Here is a 17014-nt window from a genome sequence, read left to right as displayed (position 1 = left end):
GGATTTCATGCCGACGAAGCGGCACGGCTGTGGCCGTCTCGACCTCGTCGAAGGCCGCTTCGTCGGCATGAAATCCCGCGGAATCTACGAAACCCCCGGTGGCACCCTGCTGCTCGAAGCCCACCGCGGCATCGAATCCATCACCCTCGACCGCGGCGCCATGCACCTCAAAGACGAGCTGATGCCGAAATACGCCGAACTGATCTACAACGGCTTCTGGTACAGCCCCGAACGGACCATGCTGCAAGCCGCCATCGACGCGAGCCAAGCCCATGTCACCGGCACCGTGCGCCTGAAACTCTACAAAGGTCATGTCCGCACCGTGGGTCGCTGGTCCGATCACAGCCTCTATTCCGAGGCCCATGTCACCTTTGAAGACGACGCCGGCGCCTATGACCAAAAAGACGCCGCAGGCTTCATCCAACTGAACGCCCTGCGCCTCAAACTCCTCGCCGCCCGCGATAAGCGCACCAAAGGCTGAGCCAAGAGGGGACCTAATTCCCCTCTTCATCCTTTCTTAAATACCCGCGGGGGTCCGGGGGCAGCGCCCCCGGCGGTCTGCCCCGCGCACAGACGCAAAAGGCCCGGACGTTCCCGCCCGGGCCTTTCTACACCTATCAATGCCAAATCAATCGGCGGTGACGACTTTCATCACCAATTCGCCGTTTGGCTTGATCGGCCCGTCTTCCTTGGCGCCCAGCGTGTATTCGAACACACCGGTCTTCATGCCGCCATCTTCGGAATGCACCATCAGCATCAGCATATCACCCGAAGCCACGTCCTCTTGCAGGATCGCGACCACGTCGGTGTTCTCACCCGCACGCAGCGGCGCATAGCCCACAACAGGGCCGGGCTTCATGTCGGCATCGGTGCGGTGCACGACCAGCCAGCCATTCTCTCCTGCCATCACTTTATCGGCGCTAACGACGCCATTCGAAACATCTTGGCCCGACGCTTCGACCATTGCCATGGCATGGGCATCAGCCCATGCGCCACCGGCGATCATGGACAGGGCGACTACGGTGCTTGCAAATTTTTTCATCTGGTTTTCCCTCCGTTTGAAATAACGCCGTAGTCACGACAGCGACCCAAAATAAGTTTCGCAGATTTCAGAAATTTTTAAGACGTTCCGCAAATAGCTGCTCATAATAGGGTAAGGCGGCGGCCATAACCTCAGCATTCGCCCCGCTCAGCACGGGCAAATCCCCCTCGGGCCCGGCAAACCCGGTACTTTGATGGATCGCCCCATACCAATGCGGGGCCCAAACCCCATCCTCGGGGCGGGGTCCGGCAGACCAGTGCAGCATCGCTGGGTCGAAAGGCAGATCGATCGCGGCGCAGAGTTTGCGCAGCATCCCCGCCGGGTCCGCACGGATATCGCCACTGTCGATGACCAGCCCGCCCAAACGCTCAAACAGCGTAAGCTGTCGGTCAAATCCAATGTCCGCCAAACGGGGCGCTTCACGTTTCGCGGCGTAGCTCGCGATCACCCGTGCGGGATGGCGGATCAGATGGATGTTCACACAATCCTCCGCCCAGTCCAGCGGAAACCCGTCGATCATATGCTGCGCCATATGTTTCATATAAAGATGCCGCGCGCCGTCCTGCACAAACCCCAAGGGCACCCGCGCAGGGTCTTGCTCCTGAGCCGCCAGCACGGCGTCGCGCATCGGATGTTCCAACCCGGTCGCCTTCAGATAGGCCGCGTAGAAAGGCTCATCCATCGCGGTAAAGTCCTGCCGCGCCCCGAAACTATACATCATCGCGGTGCTTAGATTGCGTGGCCCTGACCACATCGCAATTCGCATGAAAGGTTTCCCCATTGCCGTTGAAGCCGGAACGCTAGAAAGAACGCGCTATCTCGCCAAGTGGTAAATTGCCTTCACCAGCGCGTGACTTCCCCTGCCCCGGCCTTGCGCTATCTCAGTCCCAGCGGCAACCCTACGCCAGAGGAGGACCATCATGTTCCGAAAAACAATGTTCAAACCCGCCATTCTGACCCTCGCCATCACCTTGGGCCTCGCGGCGCAGAACCGTCCTGCCGCAGCGGCGCAAACCGAGGTACTGACCGTCGCAGGCGGCTGTTTCTGGTGCGTCGAGGCGGATTTCGAATCCGTCAAAGGCGTGAAAGAAGCCGTCTCGGGCTTTGCCGGGGGGCGCACCCAGAACCCCACCTACAAACAGGTCACCGGCGGCAACACCGGCCATTATGAGGCCGTGCAAATCCAATTCGACCCAGACGTGGTCAGCCGCAAAACGCTGCTGGACCTCTTTTTCCGCTCAATCGACCCGACGGATGCGGGCGGCCAATTCTGTGACCGAGGGGAAAGCTACCGCACCGCGATCTTTGCGGGCAGCCCCGCGCAGAAAAGCGCCGCAGAGGCGGCCAAGGCCGAGGCGCAGACCGCCCTTGGCGCTAAGGTCGTGACCCCAATCCTTGGCGATGCGCCGTTTTATCCGGCTGAGGATTACCACCAAGACTACTACAAAAGCAGCGAACGGCTGGCCTTCAGCAGTGTCGGCGTGGCGGTCAAAAAGTCAGTCGCCTACAAACGCTACCGCAACGGCTGTGGCCGGGATGCCCGTGTGAAACAGCTTTGGGGCAGCGCGGCACCCTTCGTAAAGTAACCGCGACACCGATCGCTTAGGTACGAAAATCGTGATCCCGGATTTCTTTCAGGTCGGGGATCACATCCGCGGTGCCATGGCGCATGACCATCAGCGCCCCGGCGCGCATCGCGAGATCAATCGCCTGCGGCATGGTCATCCCCCGGTCCACCCCCGCGACCAGATAGCCGGTAAAGGTATCCCCCGCCCCGGTCGTATCCACCGCCTCGACCCGATAGGCAGGGTAGCTTTCGACCAGATGCGCCTTGTTAGAGACCCATTCGCAGCCCCCGGCGCCCAGTGTCACCACGATGTCATCGACAGGCAGTTGTCGCAGCTCGCCCCCCGTCGCGGCCCTAAGCTGCGCCGCTTCGACCTCGTTCAATACCAACAGATCGATCTGGTCTAGAATCGCCGTGACCGCCCCGGCATCGAAAGGCGCGGCGGCATAGGCCAGCCGCAGGCCCAATGTCTTTGCCGTCCGGGCCGCGAACCGCTGGCCGTTGGTCTCATTCTGCATCAACAGCCAATCGCCAGAGGAGGCCTCGCTCAGCGCCGCGCCGATCATCTCATCGGTGATTTCGTGGTTGGTGCCGGGGAAGATGACGATGTTGTTCTCACCCTCAAGATCAACGGCGATATTGGCGTGGCCGGTGACCCCCTCCATCAAGGTGATATGCGCCGTCTCGACCCCGTATTCCAGCAGCCTTTCCAGCGCCCAACCGCCATCGGCCCCCAGCGCGCCGACATGCATCACCCGCGTCCCGGCGCGGGCGGCGGCAACCGACATATTGGCCCCCTTACCGCCCAGCCCTTGTCGAAAATTGCGGGCCGAAATGGTCTCTCCCGGCCCCGGCAGATGGGGCAACAGATAGAAGTTATCCGCGTTGATAGAGCCGAGGTTCCAGATCATCAGCCCACCTTGCAGGCCGCGAGAATGGCCATGTTAAGAATGTCATTCGCCGTGGAGGTGGAGGAGCAGATCTGAATTGACTTGTCCAATCCCGTAAGGATCGGCCCGATCACCGTGGCCCCCGCCATCTCTTGCATCAGCTTGACCGAGATGCTGGCCGAGTGCCGCGCTGGCACCACGAGGATATTGGCAGGCCCCGTCAGCCGCGAGAACGGGTAGTTCGCCTGACTGGCCGCATTCAGAGCCACGTCGACGGTCATCTCGCCTTCGTATTCGAAATCGACGCCGCGCCGGTCGAGCACTTCGGGCGCGAGGTGCATCTTTTCGGCGCGTTCCGAGACGGGGTAGCCAAAGGTCGAGAAGCTGACAAAGGCCACCCGCGGCTCTAGCCCCAGATGCCGCGCTACGCGGGCACCGCTTTCAGCGATATTAGCCAGATCGTTCTCATCGGGCCATTCATGAACCAGCGTGTCCGCGATAAAGACGATGCGCCCCTTGTGCAGCAACGCCGTGATGCCTGCGGCTCCGGCTTCGGCATTGGCCTCAAAGACATGGTTCAACCGTTCCAGAACATGCGCCGATTTGCGCGTGGCCCCGGTGACCAGACCATCGCCATGTCCATGCGCCAGCATCAGCGCCGCGAAGACGTGACGATCGCGCGAAGCAAGGCGGTGGATGTCTTTGCGGTCAAACCCTTTGCGCTGCAGACGGCCATAAAGGAAATCTTTGTATGTTTCCAAATGCTGCGTATTGGCAGCGTTCACCACCTCCAACTCGCGCACCGCATCTTCCATGCCCGCTTCTTCGAGCTTGGCGCGCACGTCGTCCTCGCGGCCCACGACCAAGGCTTTCCCCAGCCCGGCGCGCTGGTACATGACCGCCGCGCGCAGTACTTTGGGATCATCGCCCTCGGCAAAGATCATCCGCGCCTGATTGGCCCGAGCGCGGGCGTTGATGCCGCGCAGAATGCTCGCCGTCGGGTCCATCCGCGATTTCAGACCCAGTTCATAGGCATCCATATCGATGATCGGCCGCCGCGCCGCCCCTGTGTCCATCCCCGCCTTGGCCACGGCAGGCGGAATGCGGTGGATCAGGCGCGGATCAAAGGGCGTGGGGATGATATAGTCGCGACCAAAGCTCAGCGTGCGGCCATAGGCCAGCGCCACCTCATCGGGCACATCCTCACGCGCCAGCTGCGCCAAAGCATGGGCGCAGGCGATCTTCATCTCATCGTTGATGGCGCGTGCGTGAATATCCAGCGCACCGCGGAAGAGATAGGGAAAGCCCAGCACGTTGTTAACTTGGTTCGGATAATCCGACCGCCCGGTGGCGACGATGGCGTCCATACGGACCTCATGGGCCTCTTCGGGGGTGATCTCTGGATCCGGGTTCGCCATGGCGAAGATCACCGGGTTATCGGCCATGGAGGCGACCATTGCAGGCGTCACCGCGCCCTTGACCGAAACGCCGAGGAACACATCCGCCCCCTTCATCGCCTCTTCAAGCGTGCGCAGCTCAGTATTGGCGGCATGGGCCGATTTCCACTGGTTCATACCCTCGGTACGACCCTGATAGATCACGCCCTTGGTGTCGCACATGATGCAATTGTCGTGTTTCGCGCCCATGGCCTTAAGCAGTTCCAGACAGGCGATCCCTGCAGCACCCGCACCGTTGAGCACGATGCGCACGTCTTCGATCTTTTTGCCCGACAGATGCAGCGCGTTGATCAGCCCCGCGGCACAGATCACCGCCGTGCCGTGCTGGTCGTCATGGAAGACGGGGATGTCCATCTCTTCCTTCAGACGTTGTTCGATGATGAAACACTCAGGCGCTTTGATGTCTTCGAGGTTGATGCCGCCAAAGGTTGGGCCCATCAGCTTGCAGGCGTTGATGAATGCCTCGGTATCCTCTGTATCAAGCTCGATATCGATCGAGTTCACATCGGCAAAGCGTTTGAACAGAACCGCCTTGCCCTCCATCACCGGCTTGGACGCCAGCGCGCCGAGGTTCCCCAAGCCCAGCACCGCCGTTCCGTTTGAGATCACCGCGACCAGATTACCCTTGTTGGTGTAGTCATAGGCCGTCTCGGGGTTTTCCGCGATCGCTTCGCAGGGCACCGCCACGCCGGGGGAATAGGCGAGGCTGAGGTCCCGCTGGGTGGTCATCGGCACCGTGGCTGAGATCTCGAATTTGCCGGGAGTCGGCTCAAGGTGAAAGGCAAGCGCCTCTTCAGAGGTGATACGGTTCTTTCTGGTCACGATATGGCCCTTCCCTTGCTTTGGAATCTTCTTAGCCACGATCGGACGCCTGCACAACGCAAGCGCCGCGTCAGAGCAAAATTGCCCGATAAAGGCCGCCCATCACGCCTGCACCCCCTTTCCCTGCTTCGGGGGGTTTTGTAGGGTCCGCGCTGCAATAGGGGGCCGCCGTGCAGACAGAAAAAGTAACGCCAATGATGGCGCAATATCTTGAGCTTAAAGCGGACCACGCAGATGCGCTGCTGTTCTACCGCATGGGCGATTTTTACGAGATGTTTTTCGACGATGCCGTGGCCGCTGCCGAAGCGCTGGACATCGCGCTGACCAAACGCGGCAAGCATCAGGGCAAAGACATCGCCATGTGCGGCGTGCCGGTTCATGCTGCCGAGGGCTATCTGCTGACCCTGATCCGCAAAGGGTTTCGGGTGGCTGTCTGCGAACAAATGGAAAGCCCTGCCGAGGCCAAAAAGCGCGGTCATAAATCAGTCGTGAAACGCGATGTGGTGCGGCTGGTCACACCCGGCACGCTGACCGAAGAGAGCCTGTTGGAAGCACGCCGCCACAACTACCTCGCCGCTTTTGCCGAGGTGCGGGATGCCTGCGCGATGGCATGGGTCGATATCTCTACCGGTGCGTTCCACGTGATGCCCTTGGCGCAGGTTCGTCTGGGGCCGGAACTGGCCCGCCTCTCGCCGTCTGAATTGATCGTCTCTGAGGCGAAAGAGAGTGAATTGCACGAAGTCGTCTCTGATTTCGGGATCGCGCTGACGGGCTTGGCCCGCTCGGCCTTTGACAGCACCAGCGCGGAAAAGCGGGTCTGCGACCTGTTTGATATCGCGACGCTTGAGGCATTCGGCAGCTTCACCCGCGCCGAAGTCTCGGCCATGGGCGCGGTAATAGAATACCTCACAATCACGCAACGCGGCAAGCTGCCCCTGCTCCGCCCCCCGCAGAAAGAGGCCGAAGCCCGTACCGTACAGATCGACGCGGCAACCCGGCGCAATCTGGAACTGACGCATTCTCTGAATGGCGGGCGGGGCGGGTCTTTGCTGTCGATCATGGACAATACCGTCACCGCCGGGGGCGCGCGCCTGCTGGAACGGCGGATCTCAAGCCCCTCGCGGGTCGTTGACGTGGTGTCCGCCCGCGCCAATGCGGTCAGCTTTGCCCATGAGAATGCCCGTCTTGCCGAAGACATGCGCCGTCGGCTGCGCAATGTTCCGGACCTCGACCGCGCATTGTCGCGACTTTCGCTTGACCGGGGCGGCCCGCGTGACCTTGCCGCGATCCGCAACGGGTTGATCGAAGCCGAGGCTTTACACCAGAGCCTAACACAACAGGAGCTGCCAGATCTGCTGCGCGAGGCCGCCGAAGGTTTGCAGGGTCATGGCGACCTCATCGACCTGCTGGATCAAGCCTTGGTCGCCGAACCGCCGCTGATGGTGCGGGATGGCGGCTTCATCGCGCCCGGCCACGATGCAGACCTCGACGCCGCACGCGAGTTGCGCGACGAAGGGCGCGGCGTGATCGCGGGCATGCAGCAGCAATTTGTTTCTGATACAGGGATTTCGTCGCTCAAAATCAAGCATAACAATGTCTTGGGCTATTTCGTCGAATGCACCGCGACCCATGCGGAAAAGATGCTCTCTCCACCCCTGTCAGAGACCTTTATCCACCGTCAGACAACGGCGAACCAAGTGCGGTTCACCACCGTAGAGTTGTCTGAGTTGGAGACGAAAATCCTCAACGCTGGCAACCATGCGCAGGAGATCGAAAAACGGCTCTACGAAAGCCTTCGCAGTGCCATTCTGGAACATGCCGCAGAGATTGGCCAAACCTCTGCCGGGCTGGCTGAGGTCGACCTTGCGACAGGTCTGGCTGACCTTGCGCGGAGCGAAAATTGGACCCGCCCGCGCGTTGATATGTCTCGGGCATTTGACATCAAAGGCGGGCGGCATCCGGTGGTTGAGCGCGCTTTGACCCAACAATCGGGCGAGCCTTTCATCGCCAATGACTGCGACCTTAGTGCCGAGGGCGAAGCCGCGAACATCTGGCTGCTGACCGGCCCGAACATGGCCGGTAAATCGACCTTCCTGCGGCAGAACGCCCTGATTGCGCTGATGGCGCAGATGGGCAGTTTCGTGCCCGCAAGCTCGGCCCATATCGGCGTTATCAGCCAGCTTTTCAGCCGCGTCGGCGCATCGGACGATCTGGCGCGGGGCCGCTCGACCTTCATGGTGGAGATGGTCGAAACCGCCGCGATCCTGAACCAGGCGGATGACCGCGCCTTGGTCATCCTTGATGAAATTGGCCGCGGCACGGCCACTTATGATGGTCTCTCCATCGCTTGGGCGACGCTGGAACATCTGCACGACGTTAACCGGACACGGGCGCTGTTTGCCACGCACTATCATGAAATGACGGCGCTGGCGGGCAAGTTGCCGGGTGTCGACAATGCCACGGTAGCGGTCAAGGAATGGGAGGGCGAGGTCGTCTTCCTCCATGAGGTGCGCAAAGGCGCGGCGGACCGGTCTTACGGGGTGCAAGTCGCGCAACTGGCGGGCCTGCCTGCGCCGGTGATCGCACGCGCCCGCGTGGTGCTGGAGGCGCTGGAAAAAGGCGAGCGCGAAGGCGGCGCGACGCAAAAGACCCTGATCGACGATCTGCCGCTGTTCGCCGTCAGCCCGACTCCACAGCCGAAGCCCGCGACAACATCGGCTGTCGAGGAAAGGCTGAAAGAGATCATCCCCGATGAACTCTCCCCCCGTGAAGCGCTTGAACTGATCTACAAACTGAAAGAGGCGGCCAAATCCTGACCGCCTCTTTCAAAGATATCTGACTGGGCTTAGCTCGCCGGGGTCGAAGACACCCCAACCTGTGCGGGGCGCAGCAGACGGTCGTGCAGCATGAAGCCTTCGGCGGCGACCTGAATGATCTCGCCCGCGACGGTGCCGGGCACCGGGGCTTCGAACATCGCTTCGTGATGCTTGGGGTCGAACTTGTCGCCCACTTCGGGTGCGATCACTTCGATGCCGTGCTTCTTAAAGACGTTCAGCAGCTCGCGCATCGTCAGTTCCACACCTTCCAGCAGCGGCCCAAAAGCCTCTTTCTGCTCTTCGGTGGTGGTTTCCAGCGCGCGTTTCATGTTGTCGTAGACCGGCAGCATGTCACGGGCGAGCTTGGAGCCGCCGTAGTTCTCAGCCTCTCGACGATCCTTGTCGGAGCGTTTGCGCGCGTTCTCGGCATCGGCCAGCGCGCGCATGAAACGGTCGCGGTATTGGTCACGCTCAGCGCGCAACTCTTCCACCGCAAGGGCTTCTTCGTCGATCTCGGCCATGTCTTCGGCGTATTCTTCAGCTTCGGCGCTGTCGATCTCGTCCAAAAAGTCGTTTTCTTTCGGCTCTGCCATGTTCCACCTCTAGTTCTGGTCGGAAATCAGCTTTCCCACCAGTTGTGCCGTGTAGTTCACAATCGGCACGATACGTCCATAATTTAAGCGTGTCGGGCCAATGACACCCACGGCGCCGATCACCTTACGATCAGCGTTCATATAAGGGGAAACGACCAGAGAGGAACCCGAAAGTGAGAAAAGTTTGTTTTCGGAGCCGATAAAAATGCGCACACCGTCCCCATCTTCGGCCAGTTCGAGGAATTCGGCGATGTCTCGCTTGCGCTCAAGGTCATCAAAGAGGCTGCGGATACGGTCGAGGTCTTCGGCTTCCCCCTCCCCGCTCAGCAGATTCGACCGGCCCCGGACAATCAAGCGTTCGGAATGCTCCCCTTCTGCGTCCCAGAGCACGGCACCGCTCTCGACCAGTTGCTGGGCCAACACGTCAATCTCCTGACGGCGTTTGGCGATCTCATGTTTGATGCTGCGTTGCAATTCGCTGAGGGTCTTGCCCTCAACGAAAGCATTCAGAAAATTCGCCGCCTCGCGCATCGAACTGGGCGTTTGCCCCGGCGGAGGCGTGAAAAGCCGGTTTTCCACATGGCCATCGGAAAAGACGAGCACAACCAAGGCCCTATCAGGCGACAGAGAGACGAATTCGATATGTTTGATTGGCGCTTCGTGCTTCGGCGTCAGCACAAGGGAGGCGCCATGCGTAACTCCCGACAAGGCAGAGCCAATCCGGTCCAAAAGCCCGCCCACATCGGACGAATTATTGCCCAGCGTCGCGTCAATCTTTTCGCGGTCCAACTCGGTCGGGTCGCCGATCTCGATCATGCCATCGACGAACATCCGCAGCCCCAATTGGGTTGGAATCCGCCCGGCCGAGACATGCGGGCTGTCGAGCAGCCCCATGTATTCGAGATCCTGCATCACATTGCGGATCGTCGCTGCCGAAACCTTTTCGCTGAAGTCGCGCGTCAGCGTGCGCGACCCGACGGGATCGCCACTTTCCAGATAGCCTTCGACCACCCGACGAAACACTTCGCGGGATCGGTCGTTCATGTCTTTCAGCAATTCAGGCGTGTTTTTCATTGGTGCTCGCTCTCTTCCCCAATAAAGGTACAAGCCGGGCAAACGTCAATCGGGGTTGCATCAAAGCCTTGTGGGGCGGTATCCCCGGGCAACATCAAAAAGGATATGTCATGCGTCCCTCTGGCCGGAAACTCGATGAAATGCGCGCCGTCTCGATCGAGACAGGTTTCACCAAACACGCCGAAGGGTCGGCCCTGATCAAGATGGGCGACACCCATGTGCTGTGCACCGCCACGATCGAAGACCGCGTGCCGCCGTTTATCAAAGGCTCCGGTCTAGGTTGGGTCACCGCAGAATACGGCATGCTGCCCCGTGCCACCAACACGCGGATGCGCCGAGAGGCGGCCTCCGGCAAGCAAGGGGGCCGCACGGTCGAGATCCAGCGCCTGATCGGTCGCGCCCTGCGCGCCGGTGTCGACCGCTCCGCTCTGGGAGAGCGTCAGATCACTGTCGATTGTGACGTGCTTCAGGCCGATGGCGGCACCCGCTGCGCGTCGATCACCGGCGGTTGGATTGCCCTGCGTTTGGCCGTGAACAAACTGATGAAAGCGGGCGATGTCGTCTCTGATCCGCTGGTTGACCCGGTCGCTGCGGTAAGTTGTGGCATCTATGCAGGTCAGCCGGTGCTTGACCTCGACTATCCCGAAGACTCTGAGGCTGGCGTTGACGGTAACTTCATCATGACCGGGTCCGGCAAGCTGATCGAAGTCCAGATGAGCGCCGAAGGCTCTACCTATACGCGCGACCAGATGAACCAGCTGATGGATCTGGCCGAAAAAGGCGTCGGCGAACTGGCCGCGATTCAGAAATCGGTCACCGCATGACACGCAAGTTCACCGAAAGCCGGATCCTGATCGCCACCCATAACGCGGGCAAACTGGACGAAATGCGCCAGCTTTTCGCGCCCCACGGGGTAGAGGTCGTCGGCGCGGCAGAGATGGACCTGCCCGAGCCCGAAGAGACCGAGGCCACATTCGTTGGCAACGCGCGGATCAAGGCACATGCGGCGGCCAAGGCCACCGGCATGCCCGCCTTGGCTGACGATTCCGGCATTGAGGTCGAAGCGCTGGACAACGCCCCCGGTGTCTATACCGCCGACTGGGCAGAGACCGAGAATGGCCGCGATTTTATCATGGCCATGACCAAAACGCGGGACCTGCTGGAGGGAAGAAACGCCCCCCACCCGCGCCGCGCTCGCTTTTGCGCAACGCTGGTGCTGGCTTGGCCCGATGGCCACGACGAAGTCTTTGCGGGTAAGGTAAATGGCACGCTGGTCTGGCCCATGCGTGGCGAACAAGGGCATGGCTATGACCCGATGTTCCAACCCGATGGGCATGACATCACATTCGCCGAGATGGACGCAGAACAGAAAAACAGCATCAGCCACCGCGCCGATGCTTTTGCGAAATTGATTGCGGGCTGTTTTGGCTGAAGATTGGCAACAGGGCGGCTTCGGCCTCTATATCCACTGGCCATTTTGCGAGGCGAAATGTCCCTATTGCGACTTCAACAGCCATGTCAGCCGCCGGATTGACCAAACCGCCTGGCGTGATGCCTATCTGGCAGAGCTGCAGAGAGCGGCGGATGAGACACCGGGCCGCGTCCTCAACGCAGTCTTTTTCGGGGGCGGCACACCCAGCCTGATGGACCCCGATGTCGTGGCCGATATCATTGCCGCGATCCGGCGGCACTGGCCCACCGCAAATGATCTGGAAATCACCCTCGAAGCCAACCCCGGTTCTGTCGAAGCAGGCCGTTTCGCCGCCTACCGACAAGCCGGCGTTTCACGTGTCTCTATGGGAATTCAGGCGCTCAACGATTCAGATCTCAAGCGTTTGGGCCGCCTGCACTCTACTGAAGAGGCGTTGACGGCTTTCGACATCGCCCGCAATACGTTCGAACGGATCAGTTTCGATCTTATCTATGGCCGTCAGCATCAGACCGCGGCCCAATGGGAAGCCGAGCTAAAGCAGGCTCTATCGCTTGCGATAGACCATATTTCGCTCTACCAACTGACCATCGAACAAGGCACTGCTTTCGGCGACCGCTATGCCCGTGGCAAGCTGCGCGGCCTGCCCGACGAAGACTTGGGCGCGGATATGTTCACTCTGACACAAGACATTTGCAACGATATGGGCATGCCCGCCTATGAGGTTTCAAATCACGCGCGCGATGGCGCCCAATCGCGTCACAACCTGATCTATTGGCGCTACGGCGATTATATCGGTATCGGCCCCGGCGCGCACGGACGGCTGACGCTTGACGGACAGAAGTTGGCAACCGTCGCCTATAGCAATCCGCAACGGTGGCTTGATGGTGTCGCGAAAGGCCAAGCGGAGAAACCCCGCGCCGCCATCAGCCGAAGCGAACAGGCGACCGAGTTTCTCCTTATGGGTCTGCGCCTGAAAGAAGGCGTCGATCTGGCTCGCTACGTCGAGATCGCCGGGCAAGAAATCGACGAAAAGGCCGTCGATCACCTGCAAGATATCGGCATGGCAAATCGCGACGCAGACAGATTAATCGTTTCCGATCAAGGCGTTATTGTTCTAAACGCCGTGATCGAAACGCTTTTGCCCTAGGACCCGCCCAGCAGGCGGCAGATCTCGTCCAACTGGTCAAGCGTAGTATAGTGCAACGTCACCTTACCCGCTTCTTGGCCCGGTTTATGGTCCAAACTAACCTTCATACCAAGGTTAGCTGACAGGTCGCCTTCAAGCGCCTGAGTATCGGCGTCTTTCTCTGAGCGCTGCGAGAGGCGCTCTTTATTTACCATATTACCACGCTCGCCAGCCTGATCTTTCTTGACCAACGCTTCGGTTGCGCGCACGGAAAGGCCACCCTTGATGACCTGCTGGGCCAATTTCATCGGATCCTTCGCAGGGATCAGCGCCCGCGCGTGCCCCGCGCTTAATTCATTCTGACGCACCATTTCCTGGACCGGATCCGGCAGGTTCAACAGACGCAAAAGGTTCGCAATATGGCTCCGGCTCTTGCCAAGAGCCTCTGCCATCTTCTCCTGCGTGTGTCCGAACTTATCCATCAGCTGACGATAACCCGCCGCTTCTTCGACCGAGTTCAGGTCGGCCCGCTGGATGTTTTCGATGATCGCAACTTCGAGCACTTCAACATCTGTGAACTCGCGCACGATGACCGGAAGGCTATGTATCTTCGCGATTTGGGAAGCACGCCACCGCCGCTCACCCGCGACAATCTCAAAGTTACCATTGTCCAGCGCACGCACGATTAGGGGCTGAATAACCCCTTTTTCCTTGATAGATGCGGCGAGATCGTCCAGATGCTCTTGCTCAAACCGTTTACGCGGCTGATCTGGGTTCGGCTTGATCCGCTCAATCGGAACGAACTGCTCCGCCGCCGCGGCCCCCTTGGCGGCCACGCTCTCTGTCTCAGCTACATCCGCCATCAGTGCCGAAAGCCCCCGGCCAAGGCCCCGTTTACGCTCTTGTTTATCTGCCATACTGCCACCTTATTAACCATTGTTTCTCGTTAGCTCTGCCGCCAAATCGCGGTAGGCTTGGGCCCCTTTCGAAGTAGGATCGTAACTCAAAACGGGCATCGCGAAACTTGGCGCTTCGCTTACCCGAACATTCCGCGGGATGACGGTCTGGAACACCAGATCTCCCAGGTTCGAACGCGCATCACTCTCAACCTGCTGCGACAGGTTATTCCGCCTATCATACATCGTAAGAAGCACGCCCTCGATCCTCAGCTCTTTATTCCCGCTCTGCCGCACTTCGCGGATCGTAAGCATAAGCTGTGAAAGACCCTCCAGCGCGAAAAACTCGCTCTGAAGCGGCACCAGAACAGAATGCGCCGCGATCATCGCGTTTACCGTCAATAGGTTGAGAGATGGAGGGCAGTCGATCAGGATATAGTCGAACTCAAACTGATCCATTGCTGGTTGCCGCAGCGCATCATGAAGAAGGAAGCTCCTCTTCTCATTCGAGAAAAGCTCAATATCTGCAGAGCTAAGGTCGACCGTCGCGGGAACGATAAGCAATCCATCCGTCTCAGTGCGCTGAATGACATCCTGCGGCAAGCTGTCGTCAAGCAACAGGTCATAGGTCGTGAACTCTCGATCCTCTACTTCGATCCCAAGCCCGGTAGAGGCGTTCCCCTGCGGGTCAAGATCGACAACGAGGATTCGCTTGCCTGCCTCTGCAAGCGCTGCTGCGAGGTTGATGGTGGTAGTGGTCTTACCAACGCCGCCCTTTTGGTTCGCAATGGCAACGATTTTCGGTCCAGCCGGACGAGAGAGGTCAGACACGGGCAATATCCTTAATCTTCAAAATAGCGGCAGCTGGATTTGTTTTGCTCTCTATGGCTTCGAGCGCGTAGGTCCAGACTTTCTTAGCATCACTGTCTTCGCTTTGCCAATTCTGCCCCTTGGGAAAGAGCGCGGTACCGTCAGGATTTAGATGAAGGTCAGTGAAGTCCAAAAGCTGGGTCAAATCTGCAAGGGCTCGTGCCGACAATATATCAGCTTTGAGGCCATCCAACTGCTCAATCCTCTCGGTTTTCACTAATGCGGTCAGGCCGAGTTCACGAATAGCGGTACGGAGAAACGCGCATTTGCGTTGATCACTCTCGACCATGGTCACTTGAAAGGCCTGCGCTTCTTGATTGAGAATCGCAACCACAATTCCCGGAAACCCTCCGCCGCTGCCAAGATCAACCCAATGGCCCTCGCCCTCTGCAAGTTCAAAAACCTGTACGGAATCGAGAATATGACGCTGCCAGAGATCATCCAAGCTGTTTTTGGAAACTAAATTGATCTTCGGATTCCATTTTCGAACCAAATCTGCGAAGGCTTCCAGCTTGGAAAATGTTTCACGTGAAACATTCAGGTCGTATTTTATCGTCATGCGGACCTCTTACCCGATCGCCTTTTCACCCGCGCGAGGATCAAAGTTAGGGCAGCCGGCGTCATCCCGTCGATACGGGCTGCCTTTGCCATCGTTTCAGGTCGGGCCGCCGCGATCTTCGATTTCAATTCATTAGAGAGCCCCGCAAGGTCGTCAAACATGAAATCAGCTGGTATCCGAAGGCCCTCGTCCTTCTTAAGGAGATCGATCTCGTTCTGCTGGCGAGAGATATAGGTCGCGTAAAGCGCATCGCGCTCGATCTGGCGTCGTACCTCTTGTGAGGCTTCCTCAAGGCTACTATCGAGCGACAATAGATCTTCGAACTTAACGTCTGGGAATGCGAGTACTTGAAAGCCATTCCGTTTAGAACCATCTTGGTTGACGGCAATACCGGCCTCCAAGAGTTCTTTGGGGGTAAATTCTTTAGAGAGTAATTGCTGTTTAATGGCCTTCAAAGAGGCCAGCTTACGCTGGAAAGTCTTACAGCGAGCTTCCGATACGCAGCCGATCTCCATTGCCACGGGCGTCAAGCGCTGGTCCGCATTATCCGCGCGTAAGGATAGACGGAACTCCGCCCGGGACGTAAACATGCGATATGGCTCGCTCACACCACGGGTCGTCAGGTCATCAATCATGACACCGATATAGCTCTCTGCCCGCCCGAAGGTTACAGCGTCCCTACCCAGTGACGTTAGCGCGGCGTTCAAGCCAGCGACGAGGCCCTGAGCAGCGGCCTCTTCATATCCTGTGGTACCATTGATCTGACCCGCCAAATAGAGGCCCGGCACGGTCCGCACAGCGAGGGTCGAAGACAAAGCACGCGGGTCTATATAATCGTATTCGATGGCATAGCCGGGCTGTATGATTACTGCATTTTCGAGCCCGACCATACTCCGTACGTAGGCCTCTTGTATGTCTTCCGGCAACGATGTTGAAATTCCGTTCGGGTATACAGTATGGTCGTCTACGCCCTCAGGCTCCAAGAAAACCTGATGCGAGTCTTTATCCGCAAATCGAACCACCTTGTCTTCAATAGATGGGCAATAACGCGGGCCCACGCCATCGATATGCCCTCCATACATGGCGGACCTATCGAGGTTCTCGCGAATGATCTGATGAGTTTTCTCGTTGGTGTGCGTTATTCCGCAGGCGACCTGCGGCGCGGATACCGTAGTCGAAAGAAAGGAAAATACGACAGGCTCCTCGTCGCCAGGCTGTTTCTCCAAAATATCCCAGTTAATGGTTCGGCCGTCCAGGCGCGGCGGTGTTCCTGTCTTCAACCGTCCCATAGGAAGGCCGAAGGAGTCGATCCGCTTAGCGAGACGAACGGAGGCTTTGTCGCCCATCCGACCGCCCTGACGCGAGACGTCGCCGATATGAATGACGCCACGCAAAAAGGTTCCAGTGGTTAGGACCACAGAGGTAGTTCGGAGAGTAGCACCGTCGGCCAATACCACCCCAGCGACAGTGTCACCATCCATTGCGAAATCCACGACTTCGCCTTCGACAATATCGAGGTTCTCTTGGCCTTCGATTTCTTTGAGCATTTCGGTACGGTAGATCTTGCGGTCTGCCTGGGCACGCGGGCCTTGAACCGCGGGGCCTTTGCGACGGTTCAGCAGGCGGAACTGAATACCCGCTTTATCCGCGACCCGACCCATAACGCCGTCCATGGCGTCAATCTCTCGGACAAGGTGCCCTTTACCCAGCCCACCAATCGCAGGATTGCATGACATCACACCGATGCCGTTCCGGTCCATGGTCACGAGAGCGGTATGAGCTCCTAGGCGCGCCGAAGCGTGGGCCGCTTCCGCGCCCGCATGGCCGCCGCCGATCACGATCACATCAAAATGTTTCACGTGAAACACTC

The 17014-nt window shown here is 59.1% G+C and carries 15 protein-coding genes and 1 pseudogene; 6 read left to right on the top strand and 10 right to left on the bottom strand.

The features are described from left to right. Positions 1–481 (top strand): annotated as a pseudogene (locus tag A3722_RS11015) (argininosuccinate synthase domain-containing protein); the annotation flags it as partial. 147 nt (positions 482–628) lie between these two features. Here A3722_RS11015 and A3722_RS11010 read toward each other — a convergent pair. Further along, on the bottom strand, positions 629–1042 hold the full coding sequence (locus A3722_RS11010) for a DUF7282 domain-containing protein (RefSeq protein ID WP_067622268.1): 414 nt from the start codon (positions 1040–1042) through the stop codon (positions 629–631). A 67-nt stretch (positions 1043–1109) separates the two neighbouring features. Continuing rightward, entirely contained in the window at positions 1110–1808 is a 699-nt protein-coding gene (locus A3722_RS11005) for a branched-chain amino acid aminotransferase (RefSeq protein ID WP_067622265.1), read from the bottom strand. A gap of 154 nt (positions 1809–1962) precedes the next feature. On the opposite strand from A3722_RS11005, the gene msrA reads away from it, so the two are divergent. Next, positions 1963–2628: a peptide-methionine (S)-S-oxide reductase MsrA gene (gene msrA, locus A3722_RS11000; protein WP_067622262.1), complete on the top strand. Its 666-nt coding sequence runs from the start codon at positions 1963–1965 to the stop codon at positions 2626–2628. A gap of 16 nt (positions 2629–2644) precedes the next feature. Here msrA and A3722_RS10995 read toward each other — a convergent pair whose 3' ends face one another. Continuing rightward, complete coding sequence (locus A3722_RS10995; RefSeq protein ID WP_082849453.1) at positions 2645–3520, bottom strand: ribokinase; 876 nt, start codon at positions 3518–3520, stop codon at positions 2645–2647. Next, positions 3520–5778, bottom strand: a complete 2259-nt coding sequence (locus A3722_RS10990) for an NADP-dependent malic enzyme (protein WP_067630824.1) — start codon at positions 5776–5778, stop codon at positions 3520–3522. The genes A3722_RS10995 and A3722_RS10990 overlap by 1 nt, the downstream gene beginning before the upstream one ends. Positions 5779–5972: 194 nt before the next feature. Here A3722_RS10990 and mutS point away from each other — a divergent pair, with 194 nt between their 5' ends. Next, positions 5973–8594 (top strand): DNA mismatch repair protein MutS, encoded by a 2622-nt coding sequence (gene mutS, locus A3722_RS10985; RefSeq protein WP_067630821.1) that lies wholly within the window; start codon positions 5973–5975, stop codon positions 8592–8594. A gap of 29 nt (positions 8595–8623) precedes the next feature. Here mutS and A3722_RS10980 read toward each other — a convergent pair whose 3' ends face one another. Together A3722_RS10980 and hrcA are read right to left on the bottom strand one after the other, a co-directional pair. Further along, the gene (locus A3722_RS10980; RefSeq protein WP_067630818.1) at positions 8624–9187 is read right to left on the bottom strand and encodes a nucleotide exchange factor GrpE; all 564 of its coding nucleotides are present in this window, start codon (positions 9185–9187) and stop codon (positions 8624–8626) included. A 9-nt stretch (positions 9188–9196) separates the two neighbouring features. Then, entirely contained in the window at positions 9197–10261 is a 1065-nt protein-coding gene (hrcA, locus tag A3722_RS10975) for a heat-inducible transcriptional repressor HrcA (RefSeq protein ID WP_067630814.1), read from the bottom strand. A gap of 110 nt (positions 10262–10371) precedes the next feature. Here hrcA and rph point away from each other — a divergent pair, with 110 nt between their 5' ends. From rph to hemW, 3 genes are read left to right on the top strand one after another with little or no spacing between them, the layout of a single operon-like run. Further along, positions 10372–11085, top strand: coding sequence for a ribonuclease PH (rph, locus tag A3722_RS10970; RefSeq protein ID WP_067630810.1), 714 nt, complete (start codon positions 10372–10374; stop codon positions 11083–11085). Continuing rightward, positions 11082–11693, top strand: coding sequence for an RdgB/HAM1 family non-canonical purine NTP pyrophosphatase (rdgB, locus tag A3722_RS10965; protein WP_067630805.1), 612 nt, complete (start codon positions 11082–11084; stop codon positions 11691–11693). Before rph ends, rdgB begins: the two co-directional genes overlap by 4 nt. Further along, a complete protein-coding gene (gene hemW / locus A3722_RS10960) occupies positions 11686–12840 on the top strand; it encodes a radical SAM family heme chaperone HemW (protein ID WP_067630801.1) in 1155 nt (384 codons plus the stop codon). The genes rdgB and hemW overlap by 8 nt, the downstream gene beginning before the upstream one ends. Here hemW and A3722_RS10955 read toward each other — a convergent pair. From A3722_RS10955 to mnmG, 4 genes are read right to left on the bottom strand one after another with little or no spacing between them, the layout of a single operon-like run. Further along, positions 12837–13736 carry a ParB/RepB/Spo0J family partition protein gene (locus tag A3722_RS10955; RefSeq protein ID WP_067630797.1) on the bottom strand — a complete coding sequence of 300 codons (900 nt, stop codon included), beginning with the start codon at positions 13734–13736 and terminating at the stop codon, positions 12837–12839. The genes hemW and A3722_RS10955 overlap by 4 nt on opposite strands. Before the next feature lie 12 nt (positions 13737–13748). Beyond that, positions 13749–14546, bottom strand: a complete 798-nt coding sequence (locus tag A3722_RS10950; RefSeq protein WP_067630794.1) for a ParA family protein — start codon at positions 14544–14546, stop codon at positions 13749–13751. Next, a complete protein-coding gene (gene rsmG / locus A3722_RS10945) occupies positions 14539–15144 on the bottom strand; it encodes a 16S rRNA (guanine(527)-N(7))-methyltransferase RsmG (protein WP_067630791.1) in 606 nt (201 codons plus the stop codon). Before rsmG ends, A3722_RS10950 begins: the two co-directional genes overlap by 8 nt. Beyond that, positions 15141–17003: a tRNA uridine-5-carboxymethylaminomethyl(34) synthesis enzyme MnmG gene (mnmG, locus tag A3722_RS10940; RefSeq protein WP_067630829.1), complete on the bottom strand. Its 1863-nt coding sequence runs from the start codon at positions 17001–17003 to the stop codon at positions 15141–15143. Before mnmG ends, rsmG begins: the two co-directional genes overlap by 4 nt. Positions 17004–17014 lie beyond the last annotated feature (11 nt).

It is taken from the genome of Sulfitobacter sp. HI0027, from assembly GCF_001634775.1.
GTDB lineage: Bacteria > Pseudomonadota > Alphaproteobacteria > Rhodobacterales > Rhodobacteraceae > Sulfitobacter.
Note: the sequence above shows the minus strand (reverse complement) of the source record. Positions and strands in the feature narration are given on the sequence as shown.

Bases quoted from the DNA above. Each gene is read 5' to 3' on its own strand.
- A3722_RS11010 (WP_067622268.1), bottom strand. From the start codon at position 1,042: ATGAAAAAATTTGCAAGCACCGTAGTCGCCCTGTCCATGATCGCCGGT.
- A3722_RS11005 (WP_067622265.1), bottom strand. From the start codon at position 1,808: ATGCGAATTGCGATGTGGTCAGGGCCACGCAATCTAAGCACCGCGATG.
- msrA (WP_067622262.1), top strand. From the start codon at position 1,963: ATGTTCCGAAAAACAATGTTCAAACCCGCCATTCTGACCCTCGCCATC.
- A3722_RS10995 (WP_082849453.1), bottom strand. From the start codon at position 3,520: ATGATCTGGAACCTCGGCTCTATCAACGCGGATAACTTCTATCTGTTG.
- mutS (WP_067630821.1), top strand. From the start codon at position 5,973: ATGATGGCGCAATATCTTGAGCTTAAAGCGGACCACGCAGATGCGCTG.
- A3722_RS10980 (WP_067630818.1), bottom strand. From the start codon at position 9,187: ATGGCAGAGCCGAAAGAAAACGACTTTTTGGACGAGATCGACAGCGCC.
- hrcA (WP_067630814.1), bottom strand. From the start codon at position 10,261: ATGAAAAACACGCCTGAATTGCTGAAAGACATGAACGACCGATCCCGC.
- rph (WP_067630810.1), top strand. From the start codon at position 10,372: ATGCGTCCCTCTGGCCGGAAACTCGATGAAATGCGCGCCGTCTCGATC.
- rdgB (WP_067630805.1), top strand. From the start codon at position 11,082: ATGACACGCAAGTTCACCGAAAGCCGGATCCTGATCGCCACCCATAAC.
- A3722_RS10955 (WP_067630797.1), bottom strand. From the start codon at position 13,736: ATGGCAGATAAACAAGAGCGTAAACGGGGCCTTGGCCGGGGGCTTTCG.
- rsmG (WP_067630791.1), bottom strand. From the start codon at position 15,144: ATGACGATAAAATACGACCTGAATGTTTCACGTGAAACATTTTCCAAG.